General features: G+C 62.7%; 16 protein-coding genes. 10 read left to right on the top strand and 6 right to left on the bottom strand.

The features are described from left to right. Positions 1-96: 96 nt before the first annotated feature. The 3 genes from H145_RS0108715 (at position 97) to H145_RS0108705 (ending at position 3,264) form a co-directional block, all read left to right on the top strand. A complete protein-coding gene (locus H145_RS0108715) occupies positions 97-1,488 on the top strand; it encodes an ABC transporter permease (protein ID WP_019947760.1) in 1,392 nt (463 codons plus the stop codon). A 126-nt stretch (positions 1,489-1,614) separates the two neighbouring features. Further along, positions 1,615-2,487, top strand: a complete 873-nt coding sequence (locus H145_RS0108710; RefSeq protein WP_019947759.1) for a ChaN family lipoprotein — start codon at positions 1,615-1,617, stop codon at positions 2,485-2,487. 138 nt (positions 2,488-2,625) lie between these two features. Continuing rightward, positions 2,626-3,264 (top strand): hypothetical protein, encoded by a 639-nt coding sequence (locus H145_RS0108705; RefSeq protein WP_019947758.1) that lies wholly within the window; start codon positions 2,626-2,628, stop codon positions 3,262-3,264. 25 nt (positions 3,265-3,289) lie between these two features. Here H145_RS0108705 and H145_RS0108700 read toward each other — a convergent pair whose 3' ends face one another. Further along, positions 3,290-4,858: a glycerol-3-phosphate dehydrogenase/oxidase gene (locus H145_RS0108700; RefSeq protein ID WP_019947757.1), complete on the bottom strand. Its 1,569-nt coding sequence runs from the start codon at positions 4,856-4,858 to the stop codon at positions 3,290-3,292. Positions 4,859-5,072: 214 nt separating this feature from the next. Next, positions 5,073-7,301, bottom strand: coding sequence for a penicillin acylase family protein (locus H145_RS0108695; RefSeq protein WP_019947756.1), 2,229 nt, complete (start codon positions 7,299-7,301; stop codon positions 5,073-5,075). A gap of 77 nt (positions 7,302-7,378) precedes the next feature. Between H145_RS0108695 and H145_RS20590 the strand changes: the two genes are divergently transcribed. From H145_RS20590 to H145_RS0108680, 3 genes are read left to right on the top strand one after another with little or no spacing between them, the layout of a single operon-like run. After that, positions 7,379-8,335 carry a mechanosensitive ion channel family protein gene (locus H145_RS20590; protein WP_019947755.1) on the top strand — a complete coding sequence of 319 codons (957 nt, stop codon included), beginning with the start codon at positions 7,379-7,381 and terminating at the stop codon, positions 8,333-8,335. A 21-nt stretch (positions 8,336-8,356) separates the two neighbouring features. Further along, entirely contained in the window at positions 8,357-8,908 is a 552-nt protein-coding gene (locus H145_RS0108685; protein ID WP_019947754.1) for a DUF421 domain-containing protein, read from the top strand. Next, entirely contained in the window at positions 8,905-10,254 is a 1,350-nt protein-coding gene (locus H145_RS0108680) for a DUF2254 domain-containing protein (protein ID WP_019947753.1), read from the top strand. Before H145_RS0108685 ends, H145_RS0108680 begins: the two co-directional genes overlap by 4 nt. A gap of 397 nt (positions 10,255-10,651) precedes the next feature. On the opposite strand, the gene H145_RS0108675 is transcribed toward H145_RS0108680, so the two are convergent. Both H145_RS0108675 and H145_RS0108670 read right to left on the bottom strand, forming a co-directional pair. Further along, a complete protein-coding gene (locus H145_RS0108675; protein WP_019947752.1) occupies positions 10,652-10,900 on the bottom strand; it encodes a hypothetical protein in 249 nt (82 codons plus the stop codon). 87 nt (positions 10,901-10,987) lie between these two features. Beyond that, a complete protein-coding gene (locus tag H145_RS0108670) occupies positions 10,988-11,341 on the bottom strand; it encodes a HesB/IscA family protein (protein ID WP_019947751.1) in 354 nt (117 codons plus the stop codon). Positions 11,342-11,561: 220 nt separating this feature from the next. On the opposite strand from H145_RS0108670, the gene H145_RS0108665 reads away from it, so the two are divergent. Beyond that, on the top strand, positions 11,562-12,101 hold the full coding sequence (locus H145_RS0108665) for a DUF7935 family protein (RefSeq protein ID WP_019947750.1): 540 nt from the start codon (positions 11,562-11,564) through the stop codon (positions 12,099-12,101). Positions 12,102-12,616: 515 nt separating this feature from the next. Here the strand turns inward: H145_RS0108665 and bshA are convergent. Both bshA and H145_RS0108655 read right to left on the bottom strand, forming a co-directional pair. Next, positions 12,617-13,753, bottom strand: coding sequence for an N-acetyl-alpha-D-glucosaminyl L-malate synthase BshA (gene bshA / locus H145_RS0108660; protein ID WP_019947749.1), 1,137 nt, complete (start codon positions 13,751-13,753; stop codon positions 12,617-12,619). A gap of 129 nt (positions 13,754-13,882) precedes the next feature. Beyond that, the gene (locus H145_RS0108655) at positions 13,883-16,807 is read right to left on the bottom strand and encodes a glycoside hydrolase family 3 N-terminal domain-containing protein (RefSeq protein WP_240471677.1); all 2,925 of its coding nucleotides are present in this window, start codon (positions 16,805-16,807) and stop codon (positions 13,883-13,885) included. 415 nt (positions 16,808-17,222) lie between these two features. On the opposite strand from H145_RS0108655, the gene mutL reads away from it, so the two are divergent. The 3 genes from mutL (at position 17,223) to H145_RS0108640 (ending at position 21,370) form a co-directional block, all read left to right on the top strand. After that, the gene (gene mutL / locus H145_RS0108650; protein ID WP_019947747.1) at positions 17,223-19,316 is read left to right on the top strand and encodes a DNA mismatch repair endonuclease MutL; all 2,094 of its coding nucleotides are present in this window, start codon (positions 17,223-17,225) and stop codon (positions 19,314-19,316) included. A 220-nt stretch (positions 19,317-19,536) separates the two neighbouring features. Continuing rightward, positions 19,537-20,331: a rhomboid family intramembrane serine protease gene (locus H145_RS0108645; RefSeq protein ID WP_019947746.1), complete on the top strand. Its 795-nt coding sequence runs from the start codon at positions 19,537-19,539 to the stop codon at positions 20,329-20,331. Between the two features lie 118 nt (positions 20,332-20,449). Further along, positions 20,450-21,370 carry a rhomboid family intramembrane serine protease gene (locus H145_RS0108640; protein ID WP_019947745.1) on the top strand — a complete coding sequence of 307 codons (921 nt, stop codon included), beginning with the start codon at positions 20,450-20,452 and terminating at the stop codon, positions 21,368-21,370. Positions 21,371-21,508 lie beyond the last annotated feature (138 nt).

Here is a 21,508-nt window from a genome sequence, read left to right as displayed (position 1 = left end):
CTTTTTCGGAGAGGGGGCCGGGGGGTGAGGCGCGACGCAAGAACGACCCGGCTCCCAAAAGCGCGCATTAATTTTAGCCCCCACACTCTCCAAACTATGCCTTCCAACTTCTGGCTCATTGCCCAGCGCGAATACCTGACCCGGGTAAAAAAGCGCAGCTTCCTGATTATGACGCTGCTCGTGCCGCTGATTGTGGCCGCGTTCGGCTTCTTCATCGTCAAGATTGCCACTTCCGACAACGACACCCAGGAAGTGGTGCAGGTGCTCGATACCAGCGGGCAAAACCTGGGCGCCCGGCTCGTTTCGACCAAGCAGATGCTGTTCAAGCCCGTGCAGGGCACGCTGGAAACGGTGAAAAAGGACTACCTCAAATCGGAGGACGACGGGTTGCTGTACCTGCCGGCCGGCCTGAGCCTGGAGGCCCCCAAGGGCGTGCAGCTCTACGCCAAGGGCAACGTGAGCATCCGCAAGCAGCAGGCCGTGGAAAACGCCCTCGACAAGCTGTTTTCGGAGGACAAGATGCGCGCTTCGGGCTTGTCGCAGGAAAAGCTGGATGCGCTGAAAACCAACATCGACGTGGACAGCATCAACCTCGACGAAAGCGGCAAGGAGAAAAACAGCAACGCCCTGGCCACCTCGGGCATTGCCTACGCGCTGGCGCTGCTGATTTACCTGTTCATTTTCATGTACGGCGTGCAGATTATGCGCGGCGTGGGCGAGGAGAAGTCGAGCCGGATTATGGAGGTGATGCTCTCGTCGGTGAAGCCGTTTGAGATGATGATGGGCAAGATTGTGGGCATTGCGGCCGTGGGCCTGACCCAGTTCCTGCTCTGGGGCATCCTGTCGGTAGGAGCCACCTCGGTGGTTACGGCCGTGTTTGCCGACAAGCTGGCCGCCACGGCCAAAACCGAAACCGCCGCCAACCCCGGCGGCACCGAGCGGGCCGCCAAAGTGATGGGCGGCGCCGAAGTAGCCAGCGCCGACAACGCCGCCGCGACTTCTGCCGACCCGGCCGCCGCCGTATCGGAGCGGTTCAGCGTATTCAAAGCCCTGCGCGGGCTGCCGCTGGGCATGATTGCCGTCGGCTTCGTGATTTACTTTTTGGGCGGCTACCTGCTCTACGGGGCGCTGTTCGGGGCCATCGGGGCGGCCGTCGACGACCAGACCGACACCCAGCAGTTCATGTTTCCGATTACCATGCCGCTGATTCTAAGCTACATTATCGGCGTGAGCGTGATTCTGCGCAACCCCGACGGGCCGGTGGCTTTCTGGATGTCGATGATTCCGTTTACCTCGCCCATTGCCATGGTTATCCGGCTGCCGTTCGGGGTGCCGGTGTGGCAGCTGGCCCTCTCCATTGTGCTGCTGATTGCGGGTTTCATCTTCACCGTCTGGATAGCGGCGCGCATCTACCGCGTGGGCGTGCTCATGTACGGCAAGAAAATCACCTACGGCGAGCTATCGAAGTGGCTGTTTTATAAAGGCTAACCGAACAGCACTGCGCCTTCTGCGAAAACACTGCGTCCTCTGCGGGCTAAAATCGTAACAACGACTTAGCCCGCAGAGGACGCAGTGTTTTCGCAGAAGGCGCAGTGGCAGACGTATCTTTGAGGTATGCGTATTCTCCTCTTTCTGCTACTGCTTATCGGGCCCACTCTGGCCCAGGCCCAGGACCGGCCGGCCTACCGCCTGTTTGCGGCCGGCGGCAAGCCGGTGGGCTACGAGGCCATGCTGAAAAAGCTGGCTACGGCCGACGTGGTGTTCTTCGGCGAGCAGCACAACGACCCCATCGCGCACTGGCTGCAACTCCAGCTCACCAAAGATTTGCTGCGCCTGAAGCAGGGCCAGTTGGTGCTGGGCCTCGAAATGTTCGAGCGCGACGTGCAGCCGCTGGTCGATGCGTACACGACCGGCGAGCTGGACGACCGGGCCTTCGAAGCCGGCAGCCGCCCCTGGCCCAACTACGGCACCGACTACAAGCCGCTGCTGCAGCTGGCGCGGCAGCAGAAATTCCGGGTGGTGGGCACCAACGTACCGCGCCGCTACGCCTCGCTGGTAGCCAAAGGCAGCCTCGCCGCCCTCGACACGCTGAGCCCCACCACCAAAGTCTGGCTGCCCCCGCTGCCTATGGCGGTGGATTACGAACTGCCCGGCTATAAGAACATGGTGAAAATGTTCGGCGGCGACGCGGCCCACGCCGCTGGCGTGCAGAACATCATCCAGGCCCAGGCCCTCAAGGATGCCACCATGGCCTACTTCCTCAACCAGGCCCGGCCGCCCGGCCACTTGCTGCTGCACCTCAACGGCAGTTACCACTCCGACAACCACGACGGCATCCTGGCCTACCTGCGCCAGCAAAACCCGCAGCTGAAGGTGCTCACCATCAGCACGGTTTCGCAGGAGCAGTTGGGCAAGCTGGATAAGGATAATCAGCAGAAGGCCGATTTCGTGCTGGTCGTGCCGGCCGATATGACGAAGACGTATTGAGCAGCCGGTGGGTGTTATCATAGCCTGCGGGCCGAAACATTCGTTTCGGCTGTGGGTAAATGCCCGGTGCGAACGTACATTCTGTTTTAGTAGACCATCAGCTAACGGCTAAGAGCTGTCGGCTAAAAGCCTCCCAAAATGCTTTCCACTCACAACCCCGCCGGCCTGCCGCCCGCTGCCGATTTGCAACGCCTCGGCCAGGCCCTGGCCATGCTCGACGCCATCAACTCGCCCGACCCCGAGTACCGCTACTACACCTACGACCCCGAGTGGGACACCGACGAACAGCTGCTGGAGATGAACGACGGCGAGGGCGACCAGCTGCTGGTGCTGTTCCGGCCGGAGGGCTGCTGCATCAACGGCGCGCTTTCGGGCTATGAGGCGGCCGATAAGGGGCAGCTTACCCGGGGCCTGCCCGCCGCCTTCGAGGAGTTTATGTTCGGCGAGCCGGTGGCTTCCATCGGCACCACGTTCTGCCTGTGGTACACGCCCGCCCACGGCTGGCAAACCGGCGTAGTGGATGAGGCGGAGGACGACGGCTCGGAGGATCTGCTGGCCATCTTCGACCAGAACCCCGAAACCTACGCCGACTGGGCCAACGGCTACTACCTCGACGAAACCGAGCGCGAACCCCTCGAAGCCGCCGACGTCGCCCGCTTCTACCGCCACGAGCCGCTCACCCAGGCCACCGCGCAGGCCCTAAACGCCGAACTAACCGACTGGGCCCAGCTGGCCGCCGAAGCCGAAATTATCGGCTACCCGCACCAACTGGCGTAGCGGGCGGGGCTGCAGTGGCTGCGCGCTAGAGCACGTACCCGCGCGCCAGTTCCGTGAATTCGGCCACCTGTTGCTGCTGCCAGGTTGCATCGTGGCCCAATTCGTGGGCCAGCAACTCGGCTACTGTCGGCGCGGCTTGGCTGGCGGTCCGGGCATCCAGAAACAGCAGCCGCACCCGGCGGGCCAGCACATCCTCCACGGTGCGGGCCAGCTCGTAGCGGGCGCCCCATACCACTTCGGCCTTCGTAAAATCGAAGCCCGGCACTAGCTTTTCGGCCAGGGCGGGCTGCTCGCGCATGAGCTGGCGCAGCGCCGGCGCATCGGTGCCGTAGGCGGCCAGCGGCGCATGGTGGTCGGGGGTGGGCTGGGCGCCGTGGATGGGCAGCCGGGCGGTACGGCTGGGGGCAGGCGGCAGCCCGCCCAGCTTCAGGGCGCGGTCCACCACGTCTTCGCCCATGCGGCGGTAGGTTGTCCATTTGCCCCCCGTAATGGTAAGCAAGCCACTTTTGGATACGATAATCTTGTGGCTGCGCGAAATTTCCTTGGTGCTGGTGGCGCCGTCAGTGGGAGCAGCCAGGGGACGCAGGCCGGCAAACACGCTCAGCACGTCGGCGCGGGTGGGGGCGCGGCTCAGGTAGCGGCCGGCGGTGCGCAGAATGAAGTCAATTTCCTCCTCCTGGGCCCGGGGTTCGGGGCTGGCGGCGGGCAGCGGCGTATCGGTGGTGCCCAGCAGCAGGCGGCCCTGCCAGGGCACGGCGAACAGCACCCGGCCGTCGTCGGTTTTCGGAATCATCAGCGCGCAGTTGCCGGGTAGAAAGTCCTGACTCACTACCAGATGCACGCCCTGGCTGGGCTGCACCAGCGGGCGGGCAGCGGGCTCATCGAGGCGTAGCAGCTCATCTACGAACACGCCGGTGGCATTCACTATTACCCTGGCCCGCAGCTCGTAGGTGCGGCCGGTTTCCTGGTCGTGGGCCTGCACGCCGCACAGGCGGCCGGCGGCGTCTTTGCGCAGGCCGGTTACGGCGCAGTGGTTGAGCACGGTGCCGCCGGCTTCGAGGGCCGTTTGGGCCAGGTTGATGGCCAGGCGGGCATCATCAAACTGACCGTCGTGGTAGAGCACGCCGCCGCGCAGCCCTTCCGGGCGCAGGTTGCCGAGGCGGCGCAGCGTTTCGGTGCGGCTCAGGTGCCGCGAGTCGCCGAAGCTGCGGCGGCCGGCCAGCCAGTCGTACAGCTTCAGGCCGATGGTGTAGAACGGGCCGCCCCACCAGCGGTAGTTGGGAATGATAAAATCTAGGTTTCTGACGAGATGCGGCGCATTCTGCAGTAGCAGGCCGCGCTCGTGCAGAGCCTCGCGCACCAGCCCCACGTCGCCCTGGGCCAGGTAGCGTACGCCGCCGTGCACCAGCTTGGTGCTGCGGCTGCTGGTGCCCTTGGCAAAATCGTCGCGCTCCAGCAGCAGCGTGCGGTATCCCCGGCTCAGGGCATCGAGCGCCACGCCCAGCCCCGTAGCCCCGCCCCCGATAACGAGCACGTCCCACTCGGGCTGGCTAGCCAGCCGGTCCAGCAGGGTAGAGCGGTGGAAAGGAGACATAGGCAGAAAGTAGGAAAAAGAGGGGGGCAGGGGAGAGGGAAGGTAAAAGTCGTGTCATGTTGAGCGCAGCCGGAGGCGAAGTCGAAACATCTCGCATGCAATGCTAACCCTGTCGACTGCAACGAAGCTGTAGAGATGCTTCGACTTCGCCTCCGGCTGCGCTCAGCATGACAGTTCTTTTATCCCGAACTCATCCTTCACCCACACACTCCCCTTACTGCCCCGGCGAGTAGATGCGTTCGGCGTGCTGCTTGATGTCTTCGGGGTAAAACCAGATGTCCTTGAACTGCTGCTCGACGTAGAGCGGGGCCTGGTCGCGGAAGTGGGACGAGGCGGGGTGGCCACTGACGCCGCCGGCCAGCACCGAACGCGCCCGCACGCGGGGACCAAACTCGACCACGGCCACGAAGCTGTTGCCCACGTCGCCGTAGCGTTTCTGGGTGCCGGCGCGGGCCCGCGAGCCAAAGGCGGCGAGCGAGCCCCAGGCCGACGAGGTGAAGGCCACCGGCCGGCTGGGCTTTTTATCGTCGTACACCTCCTCGATGCGGCCGGTGAGGCGCTGGAAGCGGTTGATGTCGCCCCAGGGCTGGCGCCAGTTGCCGAAGGAGGCCGTCAGCTCATCGAGGGTTTCCTGCAGGGCGTTTACCTTTTGGGGAGCCGTAGTGCTCTTGATGGCGAAGCGAATCAGCGCCAGTTGGTCGAGGGGCTGGCCGGGCCGGGCGCGGGGGCGGGCCAGGCGCAACAGCCGCTCGGCCCAGTAGGTGGCCACCGTTTGAGCCACCGAGGTGGTGGCGTAGTTGTGGTTCCAGGCTTTGAGCAGCGTCATGGCCTCCCGGATGTCGCCCTGGGGTGCGTCGGGGCCGTCGGCTACGGTCTGGTAGGCGTCGGCCAGGGCCGGCAGCAACTCGTCGAAGGCCGTCAGGTGCGGGTCGCGGGCGGCGGCCAGCAGCGTATCGAGCGTGAATTTCGAGCGGGCCTTCTGGCTGAGGACGCGCACGGCGTTCAGGCCGCGGTAGTTTTCGGCGTCGGGGGCCATGTAGGCGGGGTAGGCGGCGGGAGTGGGCGAGCTGCCGGGACCGGCCACCGTGAAGGGCGTGGCGTTGCAGTTCTGGAGCCAGCCGCTGGCCGGGTTCTTCACCTGCACAATCTCCTCTACTTTGTGCAGGCCCTGCCACTCGGTGCGCGGGTCGCTGCCGTCCACCGGCCGGCTCCAGTCGAACTGCGGGTCGCGCTTCGGCATGAAGTTGCCGTGCCAGTAGGCAATAGTGCCCTTGCTATCGGCAAACACCGTGTTGTTGGAAGCGTTGCCGTTGAGCTTCATCACCTCCCGAAAGCTGGCGTAGTCGGTGGCCTTGGTGCGCAGATACGACTGCTCCAGGGCCGCCACGGGTGTGTCCATCATGCGCACCGTCAGCCACCGGCCGTCCTGCTCGCCCACCACCGGGCCGTGGTGGGTGTAGTAAGCCGTGAACTCGCGGAACTTGGTGCTGCCATCGGCGGCCCGATACTTCACGCGCACGGGCTGCTGGCGCACGGGGCACTGTTCGGTGCCGGTGCGGTAGGTGTAGCGGCCGTCGGGTTGCGGGGCCACGGTTTCGAGGTACTCATCCATCGAGTCGGCGTAGCTGGAAGTGTGCATCCAGCCGCAATGCTCGTTGAAACCCTGGTAAATAAAGAACTGCCCCCAGGTAACGGCCCCGTAAGCGTTCAGGCCGGCCTGGCTGGTCATCTGCACTTCGGGCCGGAAGTAGAACGAAGTGTGCGGGTTGATGAGCAGCAGCGGGTGGCCGCTGGCGCTCAGCTGCGGCCCGATGGCAAAGCCGTTGGAGCCCAATGAGGAACGGTCGAGCAAATCTTCCCTGGCCGGCAGTTGCGGCGGCTGCCAGCCGGTGCCGGGCGCCACCTGGCGGCTGTAAAACGCCTTCAGCCGCCCAACCGGCACCACGCTGATGTTACCGCCAATGCTGCCTTCCGAGAACAGCAGCGGCATCCAGGGCTGAAAGCGGCGCAGCAGCAACGGCTTGGTTTGGGGGTGAGTGGCCAGGTAATAGTTGGTGCCGTCGGCGAAGGCCTGCAGCAGCTGCCGCAGCCAAGCGGGGCTGCGACCGTACTCGGCAATGGCCTGGGTGCTGTCCATGAACAGGCGGGCGCGCAGGTCGTGGTAGAGGGCGCCTTCGCCTTCCACCTCGGCCCGGCGGCCCAGCGCATCGAGGTAGTTGGCTTCCACCCGCGCAAAGTCGTCTTCGCACTGCGCGTACAGCAGCCCGAACACGGCATCGGCGTCGGTTTTGCCGCTCACGTGGGGTACGCCCCAGGTGTCGCGGGTGATGGTGACCTGCCGGGCCTGCCGCTGCCAGCGGGCCAGTTCGGCGGGTTGGAAAGCCTGGGCCCGCGCCCCGAAGGCGCTCAGCAGTAACAGCGAGGGAAGCAGAAGACGGCGCATAGCGCAAGATAAGCGGCCGTCGGCAACTGCTACCCTACCCGGCCGTACAACCTGCACTGCCCATTTAGTCCTACTATATGCTCGACGATTTCAATCAGGTGCTCCATGCTTACTGGGAAAAGCTGCTGTATATGCTGCCGCGGCTGCTGATTGCCGCCGTGGTGATGGGCGTGGTGTGGGTGGGGGCCAGCCGGCTGCGGGGCTGGCTGGCGGCCAAGCTCAGCGCCCACTCCGACGACCCGCTGCTGACCGATTTCCTGACCCAGATTGGCCGTTGGGTGCTGGTGCTGCTGGGTATTGTGCTGGCCCTCAATATTCTGGGCTTTTCGGGCGTGGTGGGCGGCATTCTGGGCGCGGCGGGCTTGTCGGCTTTCGTGGTGGGCTTTGCTTTCAAGGATATTGCCGAGAACTTCCTGGCCGGTATCATCCTGGCCTTCAACCGGCCCTTTGGCGTGAACGACACGGTGCAGATTCAGGACATGTTCGGGCAGATTACCAAGCTCAACCTGCGCACCACCGAAATGGGCACCTTCGACGGCCGCGACATTTCCATCCCCAATTCCATCGTGCTAAAGCAGCCGCTCGTCAACTTCACCCGCGACGGCTACATCCGCCAGGATTTCACGGTGGGCGTGGATTACGACGACGACGTGGCCGCCGCCATTGCCCTGATTCTGGAGCAGGTAAAAAAGGAATCGGAAGTGCTGACGCAGCGCGAGCCGTTTGCCGTGGTCGATGAGCTGGCGACGAGTACCGTGAACATCAAGGTGTATTTCTGGACCAACACCGACGACTACCGCCGCGGCACGCTGGAGTTGCGCAGCCGGGTGATGAACCGGGTGAAAATCGCCCTCATGGCCGGCGGCTACGCGCTGCCGCCCGATATCCTGGAGCTGCGCCTGCCCACCAAAATGCCGGCCGTGCCCGTGCAGGTGGCCATGGCCGAGCCCGGCACCCTCGCCGACCCGCCCGACGACCCCAAGAAGCCGTTGCCGTCGCCGCCCAACGCCAATGCCGGCCTCGGCCCCGGCTAAGACATCCGTAAGCCGTTTACTATGGAAAAAATATTCTTTTCGGGCTGGGAAAGCATCTTTCGGCTGCTCATTATCGGCGTGCTGGCCTACGTGGGCTTGGTGCTGATGCTGCGCATTTCGGGCAAGCGCACGCTGTCGAAAATGAACGCCTTCGACCTGATTGTAACCGTGGCCCTGGGCTCGACGCTGGCCTCCACCATCCTCAACAAAAGCGTGCCCCTGGTAGATGGGCTGCTGGGTCTGGCCCTGCTCATCGGCCTGCAGTTCGTCATCACCTGGCTCTCGGTACGCTTCAAGGCAGTCGATAAGCTGGTCAAAGCCGAACCCTCGCTGCTCGTGTACCAGGGCAAGCTGCTGCCCGATGCCATGCGCCGACAGCGTATCACGGAGGGCGAAATCATGGCTGCCCTGCGCGAAAAGGGCGTCGACTCGCTTGATAAGGCCGCCGCCGTGGTGCTCGAAAACGACGGCTCGCTCACGGCCCTGAAAGACACCGGCCACGGCCCGCAGTCGGCCCTGAGCAATGTAGCCGGCCACCGGCCGGCCACTACCCAAAGCCCGGACCGCGCATGAACAAACTCAAAAGTTGGTGGCTCAACCTGAATGCCAGCCTGTGGTTTGTGCCCACGCTGATGGTAGTGGCCTCGCTGCTGCTGGCCTACGCGCTGGTAATTCTCGATGCGGGCACCAGCAACAAGTGGACCCGCGACTATCCGCTGCTGTTCGGGGCCGGGGCCGATGGCGCGCGCGGCATGCTCTCGGCCATTGCCAGCTCGGCCATTACGGTGGCCGCCCTGATTTTCTCGCTCACGCTCTCCACGCTGGCCACCGTGTCGGGGCAGTACACCTCGCGCATCCTGCGCAACTTCATGCGCGACCGGGCCAACCAGGTGGTCATGGGCTTCTTCGTGAGCATTTTCGTGTACTGCCTGGTGGTGCTGCGTACCATCCGGGGCGGCGACGAGGGCGGCTTCATCCCGCCGCTGGCCGTGTCGTTTGCCCTCCTGATGGCGTTGGTGAGCATTGGGATGCTGATTTTCTTTATCCACCACATTGCCACCTCCATTCAGGCGGCCAACATTATTGCCGAGGCCGCCGAGGAAACTATCGAAAGCATGACGCGCATTTTCCCCAAGCAGGTAGGGGAGGAGGCGGATGCCGAAGCGAAGGAGGACCTGCGCACCGCCGACCTGAGCTGGCACCCGGTGGGGGCCACCACTTCCGGCTACGTGCAGGGCGTGGCCAGCGAGGAACTGCTCGATTTCGCCAGCCAGCAAAACGCCGTAGTGCGCCTCGAACACCGCCTCGGCGACTTCGTAACGCTGGATACGCCGCTGCTGTCGGTGGCCTACTACGCCGCCCACCGCTCGCCCACCGACCAGGAGCAGCGCCAGCTCAACGGCTATTTCACCATCGACACCCAGCGCAGCATCGACCAGCAGGACGTGGCGTTCGGCTTCCGCCAGATTGTGGACATTGCCCTCAAGGCCCTCTCGCCGGGCATCAACGACACGACCACGGCCGTGATGTGCATCGACCGGCTGGGGGCGATGGTGGCGTTTCTGGCCAGCCGCGAGCTGCACCAGCCCCTGCGGGCCAGGGATGGTCAGGTGCGCGCCATTGCCCGCACCCGCGACTTCAACGACTTCGTGTGCCTGGCTTTCGACCAGATCAGGAGCAGCGGCGACGACAACGTAGCCATCCTGCTGCGCCAGCTCTCGGCCCTCGAAACCATTGCCCGCCGCACGGGCTCCTTCACCCGCCGCCAAACTCTGCGCCAGCAGTGCGACCTGATCGAAAAAGCCACCGATACCACGCTCACCCGCGAGTACGAACAGCATCAGGTACGGCACCGTCTGGATCAGGTGCGGGCTTTCCTGGCCAAACCGCTGCTGCCGGCCGTGCCGCAGGTTTCGTAGCTAACAGGGAGTGAAATGAAAAAGTCGTTTTGCTTTCGCAAAACGACTTTTCGAATCTTCATCTTCTTAAAGAGAGCCCTCGGAAGGTAACAGTTGTAAAAGCTCTTTTAATCGTCGGTCGGAAATGGTGTCCTGTTCTGACTTGTCGAAAATAGAGAGTAGGTAAACGGTATCCTCGACGGCCATTACGCAAGTTACGACCCTAGCTCCACCCCGACTACCGGTGCTTTTACTGGCAATTTTAAGCCTGATTTTATAACAGTTTCGCCCTAGGCTTATACCGTACGTTGGGTCTGTTACCAAGCGTTGAAAGAGTGTCTGCAAATCGGCAGCCAAGGAAGGATACTTTTTCAGCAACCGTTTAGCCTCACGGGTAAAGGCTGGCACAAAGACGACCTTACTCACCCGCCACTTCCTGCCAGAATTCTTCCACAGTCTGAGCCTGATGCCGGCCCGCCCGAATCTCGCGCAATTCCCGGATGCCTTCCACCAGCGCTTCTTCGGCGCGGTTACCAGGTATAAAGGCAGTGGCCCCTACTAAATCGGCATCAGAAACGGACCGAACCCGCACCTGCATCTTGGCAAAAAGTGCCGCCAGCAGATTGAACTCTGCTTCCGAAGCCGGCGTAACCAAAAAGGAATCCATAACGTGATAAGTTGAATTCAGTGGGAATACAGGTCTAAGGGCAGGCCGATGGGGCTGAGAAAGAGCCGTCAGTTTGTCGCTCGCAGCTTAGGCCGAGAACGAGGAGCCGCAGCCGCAGGTGCTTTTGGCCTGGGGGTTATTGAAAACGAAGCCGCGGGCGTTGAGGCCGTCCTGGAAGTCAACCTCCATGCCCAGCACGTACATGGCGTGCTTTTTATCCATGATAAGCAGCACGCCATCAACGTCGAAGGTTTCGTCCTGCTCCTTGGGTTTGTCGAAGCCCAGCAGGTAGCTCATGCCCGAGCAGCCGCCGCCCTGCACGCCCACGCGCAGGCCATATTCGCCGGGTACGGCTTTTTCGACGAGGATATTGCGAACCTCCTGCAGGGCGCGGGGAGTAAGGCTGATGGGAGCAAGCTTGGTGGAAACGGCCGTTGCCATAGTAAAGTCGGTTTAGGAGAAGTAGGGAGCAAAGATACAACGCCGGCCGGAGTCGGGGCCCCGCCCCGCTGTCTGGCCGCCCGGCGCACTAAGGAGCCGGGCAACGGCGTTTGAGGCTACAACAACGGCTTGGCCCCGGCGGTTCACGTTCTATCTTTACGCTGCCGCGCCGGGTTTCCAAGCCTGCCACCACCCGCGCCCGCTCCACCCAACTGCCCGCATGGATACGACCGCCTACATTTTCGATCTGCTCAAAATCATTCTGCCGGCCCTCATTGTGGCCGGGGCCATCTACTTCCTGTTCCAGCAGTTTCTGGAGCGCGAGCAGCAGCGCCGCCTGATTGAGATGCGCCTGGAAGCCAGCAAAACCACGCTGCCGCTGCGCCTGCAGGCCCTGGAGCGCATCACGCTGCTACTGGAGCGCCTGAGCCCCCAGAATCTGCTGGTGCGCGTAAGCAGCGCCAACCAGTCGGCGGCCGACTACCACCGGCTGCTGCTGCAGGAAATTCGGGCCGAAGTGGAGCACAACCTCAGCCAGCAGCTCTACATGCAGCCCGAAACCTGGGACGCGGTGCGGCAGGCCCAGAACAGCGTCAGCAACCTCATCAGCTCCCAGTTTCAGAAGCTGCCCAACCCGGCCGAGGCCCGCGGCTCCGAACTGGCCCGCCGCATCCTCGAAACGATGATGAACGACGAGCTGCCCGACCCCACCGCCGCCGCCATTCTGGCCATAAAGCGCGAGGCGGTGGCTATGTTTTAATGCGGATGCGCAACCGCGTAGTAGCCGTCATGGCATGGGTACTGATGAGTGGCCCCGCACATGCTGAAATGCTTAAGGGGCAGTCAATGGGCTCAATATTATGGACCGTTATTCTGCTGGCGGTGGGTGTTCCGCTTGGAATAGGACTGCTGGTGCCGGTAGTGGTAGCTAAAGCAACCAATAAGCGTCCCAGTCGTGTTTCCACCCTGCTCACGGCCTTTATCAGTTGGTGGCTAGGAATATACCTAGCTATGGGAAGCAACTCGGGCACTACGCCGCTGCTACTGTTTCTAGTTACGCTGGCAGTAACGGCCGGTATGGCTTACCTAAGTGCCAGCCCCGCGCCTCCGCATGAGGAATTGTAGGGCGCAGCCATGTAGCCAGTGCCCGGAAAAATTCGTTGCAAATGAAAAAGCCCCTGACGCCAGCACGGACGTCAGGGGCTTTGCGTTTCATTAGGGCTTGGAGCATTGCTTGAACGGATTGCTTCGCGCTGCTCGCAATGACAGTTCAGGTTATACCCCCACTGCCACCGCTTCAATGGCGCGGCGGTAGCAGGCTTCGTAGAGGGGCACTACGGTGTCGAGGGCGAAAGTTTCGGCGCGGGCGTGGGCGGCGGCTTTGAAACGGGGCAGGTTCTCATCGTCGAGCACGTAGAGGGCGTTTTTTACCATGTCGGCCACGTCGCCTACGTTGCTGACCATGCCGGTTACGCCGTGCTCATTGAGTTCGGGAATGCCGCCGGCGTTGGTGCTGATAACGGGCACTTCGCAGGCCATGGCCTCCAGGGCGGCCAGACCGAAGCTTTCCTTCTCGGAAGGCATCAGGAACAGGTCGGCAATGCTGAGCACTTCTTCCACGGCCTCCAACTTGCCCAGAAAGCGCACGTCCTGGCACAGGCCGATGTCGCGGCAGAGCTTTTCGATGCGCGGGCGGTCGGGGCCGTCGCCGACCAGCAGCAGCTTGGCGGGCATCTGGGCGCGCACGCCGGCAAAAATCTTCACCACGTCGTCCACCCGCTTCACCGAGCGGAAGTTGCTGGTGTGCACCAGCAGCTTTTCGCCCTCGGGGGCAATGGCGGCCCGGAAGTGGTTTTTAGCCTGCTTCTGAAAGCGCTCCAGGTTGATGAAGTTGGGAATCACCTCAATCTCCTTCTCGATGGCGAAATGCTCGTAGGTTTCGCGCCGCAGATCAGCCGACACGGCCGTTACGCCATCGCTCTGGTTGATGCTGAACGTGACGACCGGCTCGTAGCTGGCATCCTTGCCCACCAGCGTAATATCGGTGCCGTGCAGCGTGGTAACTACCGGGATGCGGATGCCGCGGGTGAGCAGAATCTGCTTGGCCATGAAGGCGGCCGAGGCGTGCGGAATGGCGTAGTGCACGTGCAGCACGTCGAGCTTCTCGTTCTGGGTGATGTCGACCATTTTGCTGGCCAGTGCCAGCTCGTAGGGCGGAAACTGGAACAGCGGATAGGGCGGAATATAGACCTCGTGGTAGAACAGGTTCTCGTTGAAGAAGTCGAGCCGCACCGGCTGGCTGTAGGTGATGAAATGGACGCGGTGCCCCCGCTGCGCCAGGGCCTTGCCCAGCTCGGTGGCCACGACGCCCGAGCCGCCGAAAGTGGGGTAACAAACGATACCAATGTTCATAGAAGAGAGGGCAAAAGGAGCGTAGCGCTGCGCGCAAGGACAAAAAAACCGGCGGCGAGTTGCGCTCAGTAGGTAGAGCGCCTCGCCGCCGGTTGCGGAATCAAAGAAACGGAAAAGCCGGGCAACAGGTCATGACTTTTGCAGCGCCTTGTAAATCACGTCGTGAATGCGGGTGCGAATGTTGTACTGCACCAGCTTCTTGTTGTTGGCGTCGGGGTAGACGCGGTTAGAAAGAAAGATGTAGAGGATTTTGTTTTCCGGGTCCATCCAGACGCAGGTGCCGGTGAAGCCGGTGTGGCCAAACGTGCTGGCCGGCGACAGGTTGCTGGTGGGGCCCGAGGGCTTAGTGGGGTCGCCCCGGTCCCAGCCCAGGCCGCGGCGGCTGCCGGCCTCGGTGCCACGGGCAAACTCGGCCACCACGGGGGTCTGGAAGAAGCGCTGCCCGCCGTAGCGGCCGTTCTGCAGGTTCATCTGCATGAGCACGGCCAGGTCGTTGGCGTTGGCAAACAGGCCGGCGTGCCCGCCCACGCCGCCCACCAGGGCCGCCGTCTGGTCGTGCACGCTGCCCTGCAGCAGGGTGCGGCGGTAGTAGGTGTCGTTTTCGGTGGGCGCGATGCACGACTTCGGAAACTTGTCGAGCGGGTTGTAAGTCATCGAGCCCAGGCCCAATGGCTGGTAGAACTGCTTGGCCAGAAACTGCTCCAGCGGCTGCTTGAGCAGCTTTTCGGCCAGCCGCTTCATCACGATAAAGCTCAGGTCGGAATACTCGACCGGGTACTTGCCCTTGATTTTAGGCAGCAGCGCCGACTCCTGCACCCAGTTCCAGACGGTGTCGTCGGAGGAGCTGGCGCTGAACAGGTTGGGCGTCACTTCGCGCGAAAACTGCGGCGACTCGGTGCTGGCGTAGAACTCGGGCTTGACGCCGGTGCTGGTGATTGTCCGCTCCCAGGTGGGGATGCCGGGCTTGAGGCCGGCGTGGTGCATGAGCACCTCGCGCACCGTCATGTCCTTTTTGTTCGTCGTTTTCAGCTCGGTCAGGTAGCTCGAAACCTTGTCGTCGAGGTTGAGGCGGCCTTCATCCTTGAGCCACATAATGGCCTGCAGCGTGCCGGCCACTTTGGTTACCGAAGCCAGGTCGTAGAGCGTGCCGTTGTTGACGGCCTGCTCCTTATCGTAGGTGTAGAAGCCGTAGCTTTTGTCGAACACCACCATGCCATCCTTGGCCACCAGCACCTGGCAGCCGGGGGCGGCGGCGTAGGCCACGGCCTCCAGGGCCACGTTGTCAATCTGGGCCAGAATGCGCGAGTCGAGGCCTACTTCCTCGGGCGTGCCGTAGCGCAGGCGGCGGAAATCGGGGGTGGGCAGGCCCTGGCCGGCTTTCAGGGTTTCCGATACCGTAACCGGCAGGCGGCCCCGGGCGGGCAGCGCCCCGAACAGCACCTGCGGCACCACCAGCTGCGAGGCAAAGTTGTCTTCGTAGCCGCACACCAGGTTGCGGGCGGTTTCCACGTTTTTCAGCGCGTAGGCGTTGCCGAATACCACCACCACCGTTTTCAGGCGCGGGTTGGCCTGCAGCGTTTTCAGGAACCGGAGCGCGCCGTCGCCGAGCCCGTAGTTGTGGACCGGCGTGTTGTTCATGTTGTGCAGGCTGACCACCACCACGTTGTAGGGCGCCAGCTGCCGGCCAATGCGGTTGAAGGTCGAGTCGGGGGCGTAGCGGTTGGGCACGGCGTACACCGGCCCGCTCTGGTACTTGCCCATCGTTTCGCGGTAGGTGTCGGCCTGCGAGCCAATGGTGATGGAGGCAATGCGCAGCGTATCGAGGCGCTGGAAGGGCAGAATGTCGTCCTCGTTCTTGACTACCGTTACGGCGTGCTCGTAAATCTGCTGCTGCACCATGCGGCTCAGGGGCCGGTTCAGGTTCTGCATCAGGTGGGGCACGTCGATGGGGCGGTAGCGGTTGAGGCCGGCCCAGAACTTGGCCCGCAGCATCTTGCGCACCCGCGCATCCACGTCGGCCTGGGCAATTTTACCGCTGGCAATGGCGTCCTTGATTTTCTGAATGGCCATGGGCACATCCTCCGAAAACAGCAGCACATCGTTGCCGGCCAGCAAAGCCAGCGCGTCCAGCTCGCCGGCTTTGTAGAGGTTCGACACGCTCTTCATGTTGAGCGCGTCGGTAAACACGAGGCCCCGGAAGCCCATTTTCTCCTTGAGCAGCCCGGTAACGAGGTTGGGCGAAATGGTGGCCGACAGCGTACGGCTGGTGTCGAGCAGCGGCACGTAGAGGTGGCCCACCATCACGCCCATCACGCCCTGGTCGATGGCCTTGCGGAAGGGGTAGAGGTCGATGTTGGTGAGCCGGGCCAGGTCGGAGTTGATAACTGGCAGGGCCACGTGCGAGTCCACGTCGGTGTCGCCGTGGCCGGGGAAGTGCTTGACCACGGCCATCACGCCGTGGTCCTGCAGGCCACTAATGTAGCGCACGCCGCGGGCCGCTACCTGCTCCTTGTCTTCGCCAAACGAGCGGTTGCCGATAACCGGGTTGCTGGGGTTGGAGTTGACGTCGATGACGGGCGAGAAGCTCACGTGCACGCCCAGCGTTTTAAGGTTGAGCGCAATTTCGCGGCCCATCTGGTACACGTACTCGTCGTCGTCCATAGCGCCCAGGGTCATGCCCTTGGCGAAGTGCATGCTCGAATCGAGGCGCATATCGAGGCCCCATTCGGCATCCATGGCAATGAGCAGCGGCACCTTGGAGGCGGCCTGGTAGCGGTTGGTGAGGTGGGCCTGCCGGCGCGGGCCACCCTGCAGGAACATCAGCCCGCCAATGCCATAGTTCTTGACCAGAAACTCGGTGTACTGAACGTGCTTGCGGTCTTTGTTGGAGTAGGCGGCCACCATAAACAGCTGGCCCAGGCGCTGTTCGGGCGTGAGGCCCGCAAACACGCTGTCGACCCACTGCTGCTCGGCCGCGGTCATGGGCCGGCCCATATCAGCCGCCGGGGGGGCGGAGGAGGAAACAAACAGGCCGGTGAGGGCCAGGACCAGCAAAAAAAGCCCAATCCTAAATTCTTTGCGCATCGGCCCCGGTGATTCTGACTAAATTGGTACTAGCGGATGACGAGCCGAAAAACAGTAATTTTGCTCTTTCAATCAAGTTCTGGGCAAAAGTCGGCCGCGGGTTGCGCTGCCGCCCTTCCAACCCGGCCACTCACCTCGCCCAACGCCGAAGCTAACCGATTCGTGTCGGCACGGCCGGCCAAAGTTGGCTACAAACTTACGGAGAAATTCCCGACGTCGGTTGTTATCAGGCGGATAACTCGTGAATAGCGGTTGGAAAAAAGCGGGTAAAAAGGCTGTTATGCTTCGACTCCGCTGCGCTGCGCTCAGCATGACAGCCGGCCTTTGTTCTTTCATCTCCTATTCTATCCGCTAGCTCCCAACTCCTCGCCTCTCCCTAAATAAAATGCCCGATATCATTCAACTGCTGCCCGAGTACTTGGCCAACCAGATTGCGGCCGGCGAAGTGGTGCAGCGCCCGGCTTCGGCCGTGAAGGAGCTGCTCGAAAACGCCGTCGACGCCGGTGCTACGCAGGTGCAGCTCATCGTGAAAGAAGCCGGCAAGCAGCTGGTGCAGGTGGTCGACAACGGGGCCGGCATGAGCCCGACCGACGCGCGCATGAGCCTGGAGCGCCACGCCACGAGTAAAATCCGCACCACCGACGACCTGTTTCGCATCCGTACGCTGGGGTTCCGGGGCGAGGCGCTGGCCTCCATTGCCGCCGTGGCCCAGCTGGAGCTGCGCACCAAAACCCGCGACCAGGACACCGGCACGCTGCTGCTGGTGGAAGGCTCGCAGATTACGAGCCAGCAGCCCGTCGCCTGCCCCGACGGCACGAGCATCAGCATGAAAAACCTGTTTTTCAATGTGCCCGCCCGCCGCAACTTCCTCAAAAGCAATGCCGTGGAAATGCGCCATATCCTCGACGAGTTCCAGCACGTGGCGCTGGCCAACCCGGGCATTGCGTTTTCGCTGTTTCAGAACGATCTGGAGGTCTTCAACCTGCCGGCCGGCAAGCTGGGCCAGCGCATTGTGGCCCTGCTGGGCAACGGCTATAAGGAGCAGCTGGCCCAGGTGGAGGAGGAAACACCGTTTCTGACGGTGCGCGGCTTCATCGGCAAGCCCGAGTCGGCCAAGAAAAGCCGGGGCGACCAGTTTTTCTTCGTCAACAACCGTTTCATTCGTTCGGCCTACCTCAACCACGCCGTGCTCACGGCCTACGAAGGCCTGCTGCCCAAGGATACCCACCCGTTCTACGTGCTGTTTCTCGACCTCGACCCTAAGAGCATCGATATCAACGTGCACCCCACCAAAACCGAAATCAAGTTCGAGGACGAGAAAACGGTGTACGCCATCGTGCGCTCGGCCGTGAAGCAGAGCCTGGGCCTGCACAACATGGCCCCCTCACTCGATTTCGCGGGCGATGTGAACTTCGGCGCCATCCGGCCGCTGCAACTGTCGGGCAACGAGAAAAACCCCTTCGACGACGGCACCGGCAGCGGCCGGCCCGACGCGCTGGCCGCCGCCGCCAGCGCCGCCAACCAGCTGGCCAACCCGCGCTCTTCGGGCCGGGCCAGCGGCGCCAGCGCCTTCGAGCGGCCCCTCACGCCCCGGCCCACCGAGCAGGCCAAGCAGGAGCTGGAGGATTTCTACCGCAGCCTGAGCCGCGTAAACCTGCCCGACGTGGAGCACGAGGCCACCGCCGCCGGCGTGCCCGTGCCCAAAGTGCCCGTGGCCCCGCCCGCCCCCGCTGCTACGCCCGAGACGCCGCCGGCCGCCCCCGAAAACGTGGACCCCGAAACGGGCGAAGTGCTGCCCGTCGCGCCGGCTGCCGAAACCCCGGCCAGCGCTGCAACCGCTGCGCCGCAGGTGGAAGTGCTGCCGGGCACGGCCGCCGCGCCCGAGCTGCCGCTGCGCGAGTCGAGTACCGGGCCGGGCAACAAGGTGTTGCAGCTGCACCAGCAGTATTTGCTGGTGCCGGTGAAATCGGGCGTGATGCTGATTGATCAGGTGGCGGCCCGCGAGCGGATCCTGTTCGAGCAGTATGCCCAGGCCCTGGAGCGCGACGTGAGTGCCTCCCAGACGCTGCTGTTCCCGCGCACCATCACCTTCACGCCCCAGGATTTCGCCATTCTGCGCGAAGTGGAGGACGCGCTGCGGGCCCTGGGCTTCCGCTTCACCGACTTCGGCCGCCATACCATTGCCGTCGAGGGCATTCCGGCCGATGTGCCGGCCCGCGACGAAAAGGAGCTGCTGGAAGGCCTGATTGAGCAGTTCCGCAGCGGCGGCGGCCAAGTCAAGCTCGACCGGCGCGAGCAGATGGCCCGCGCCCTGGCCCGCCGGGTAGCGGCCAGCGCCGCCGGCGCCCGCCTCTCGGAGCGCGAAATGACCACCATCGTCGATAAGCTGTTCGCCTGCACCGTGCCCAACTACACCCCCGACGGCCGCCGCACCATCGTAATGCTGGAGCTGGGCCAGCTGCGCGAGCTGTTTGGGTAGGGGCGAGGGTTGAAAGAACGGTCATGCTGAGCCAAGGCGGAGACGTAGTCGAAGCATCTCGTGTGCTATGCTAACCCCAGTGGCTGCAACGAAGCGGTAGAGATGCTTCGACTCCGCTCCGCTTCGCTCAGCATGACGTTCCTTTGTATTCTTACTCTCTGCTGCTCGCTCTCCGTTTACCGCTCGCAGTTCCTTATTTCCCGCTCCTAGCTCCTCCTCTATGTTTAACCTCACGCCGACGGTCCGCAACCTGCTCATCGCCAACGTGGTAATCTACTTGCTCGCTACCAACCTGCCGGGTGGGCTGGGGCTGCTGGCTCTGTATCCAGTAGGTTCCCAGTTTTTCCAGCCCTGGCAGTTCCTGACGTATATGTTCATGCATTCTACTCAGGATATCATGCACATCTTCTCCAACATGTTTGGCCTGATGGTGTTCGGGCCGCTACTGGAGCAGCGCTGGGGCGGACAGCGGTTCCTCACGTTCTGGCTTATCTGCGGGCTCGGCTCGGGGATGCTCTACTCGGGCCTGCGCTATTACGAAATCAGTAAAATGCGGCACAACATCGAGGTTTTCCAGCAAGACCCTTCGGACGTGCATTTGCAGGATTTTGCGGAAGCGCATGCCCAGCAGTTCAATGAGGGCGCCTTCGATGCCGTGGTGCGCCAGCTGCACGCCACGCCCAACGACTCCGGTTTGGTGCAGGGTATTCTGAATACCATGCAGGAGTTGTATGAGCGCAGCCTCAATGTGCCCATGGTCGGCGCGTCAGGGGCGCTGTTCGGGGTGCTGTTCGCCTTTGCCTACCTGTTCCCGAACACCACGCTCTTTATATTTCCGTTGCCCGTGCCCATCAAAGCCAAGTACCTGGTGCCGCTTTATGGCCTCTACGAGCTGTACAGCGGCGTGAATCAGACGCCCGGCGACAATGTGGCCCACTTTGCCCACGTGGCCGGGCTATTTGTGGGCTTCGTGCTGGTGATGTTCTGGGAGCGGGGCCGTAAGGAGTTTTACTAGTATTTCGCTTTCCGGTGCTCGTTTTCTGCTTTTCGTTGTTTAGAGGATTCAGCATAAAGCAGCAACCACCAACGCGCCACCGGCAGCGGGAAACGAACCACGAGAAACGAACGACGAAATGAGTGTTTTCAACGATATCCGCACCGCGTTCAGCCGCCGCGACAATGCCCTGAATCAACTCCTGCTCATCAACGTGCTGGTGTTCGTGTTTCTGGTGTTCACGGAGGCCATTATGAAGCTGACGGGCACTTACGCGCAGTACTACCCCAACCTCATACGCCAGTTCCAGCTGCCCTCCGACCTGCCGGGCCTGCTGCGCCACCCCTGGACGGTGCTCACCTACGCCTTCACCCACGAAGGCTTTCTGCACATCCTCTTCAACCTGATAAACCTGTACTGGTTCGGAGCGCTGGTGCGCGAGTACCTCGGCGACCGGCGCCTGGTGAGCGTGTATATTCTGGGCGCGCTGGCCGGGGCGCTGTTCTTTATTCTTTCCTACAATCTGATTCCGGCGTTGCGGCCGGCGCTGGGCATTCCGCTGGTGGGCGCCTCGGCGGGCGTTACGGCCATCATTATGGCCGCTGCCACGCTCATGCCCGAGTACCAGTTCAACCTGATTCTACTGGGGCCGGTGCGCATCAAGTACATTGCCGCCGTGGTTATTGTGCTGTCGGTACTGGCCATCAACCAGGGCAACCCCGGCGGCGGCATTGCCCACATTGGCGGGGCGCTGTTGGGCTACATCTTCATCAAGCAGCTGCGCGCCGGCCGCGACCTGGGCCGCCCCGTGCAGGCCGTCGGCGACTGGGTGAGCCGGGTGTTCGCCCGCCGCTCCAACCTGCGCGTTACGCACCGCAATCCGGCCCCGGCCTCCGTTTCCTCCACGAAAGGTTCATCTGCCACCGCCAGCCGTAAAGCCAGCACCGCCCTGCCCGGCGAAGACGAAATCGACCTCATCCTCGATAAAATCTCCCACTCCGGCTACGAAAGCCTTTCCAAGGAGGAAAAGCAGAAGCTCTTCAAAGCCAGTCAGCAATAAATCACAGATGTTGCAGATGATTGGATAACCCAGATTCGTTCTGGCAGCGGATTTGGACTGATTGGCTGTACACTCATAGGTTTCTGGGTTGACAGCAGCCCCGGTTTTAGTTGAAAACAACTGCCGCCGACCCCGCAC

This window comes from Hymenobacter aerophilus DSM 13606, assembly GCF_000382225.1.
GTDB lineage: Bacteria > Bacteroidota > Bacteroidia > Cytophagales > Hymenobacteraceae > Hymenobacter > Hymenobacter aerophilus.
The sequence above is the reverse complement of the archived record's forward strand: the minus strand, read 5'-3'. Positions and strand labels throughout refer to the sequence as shown.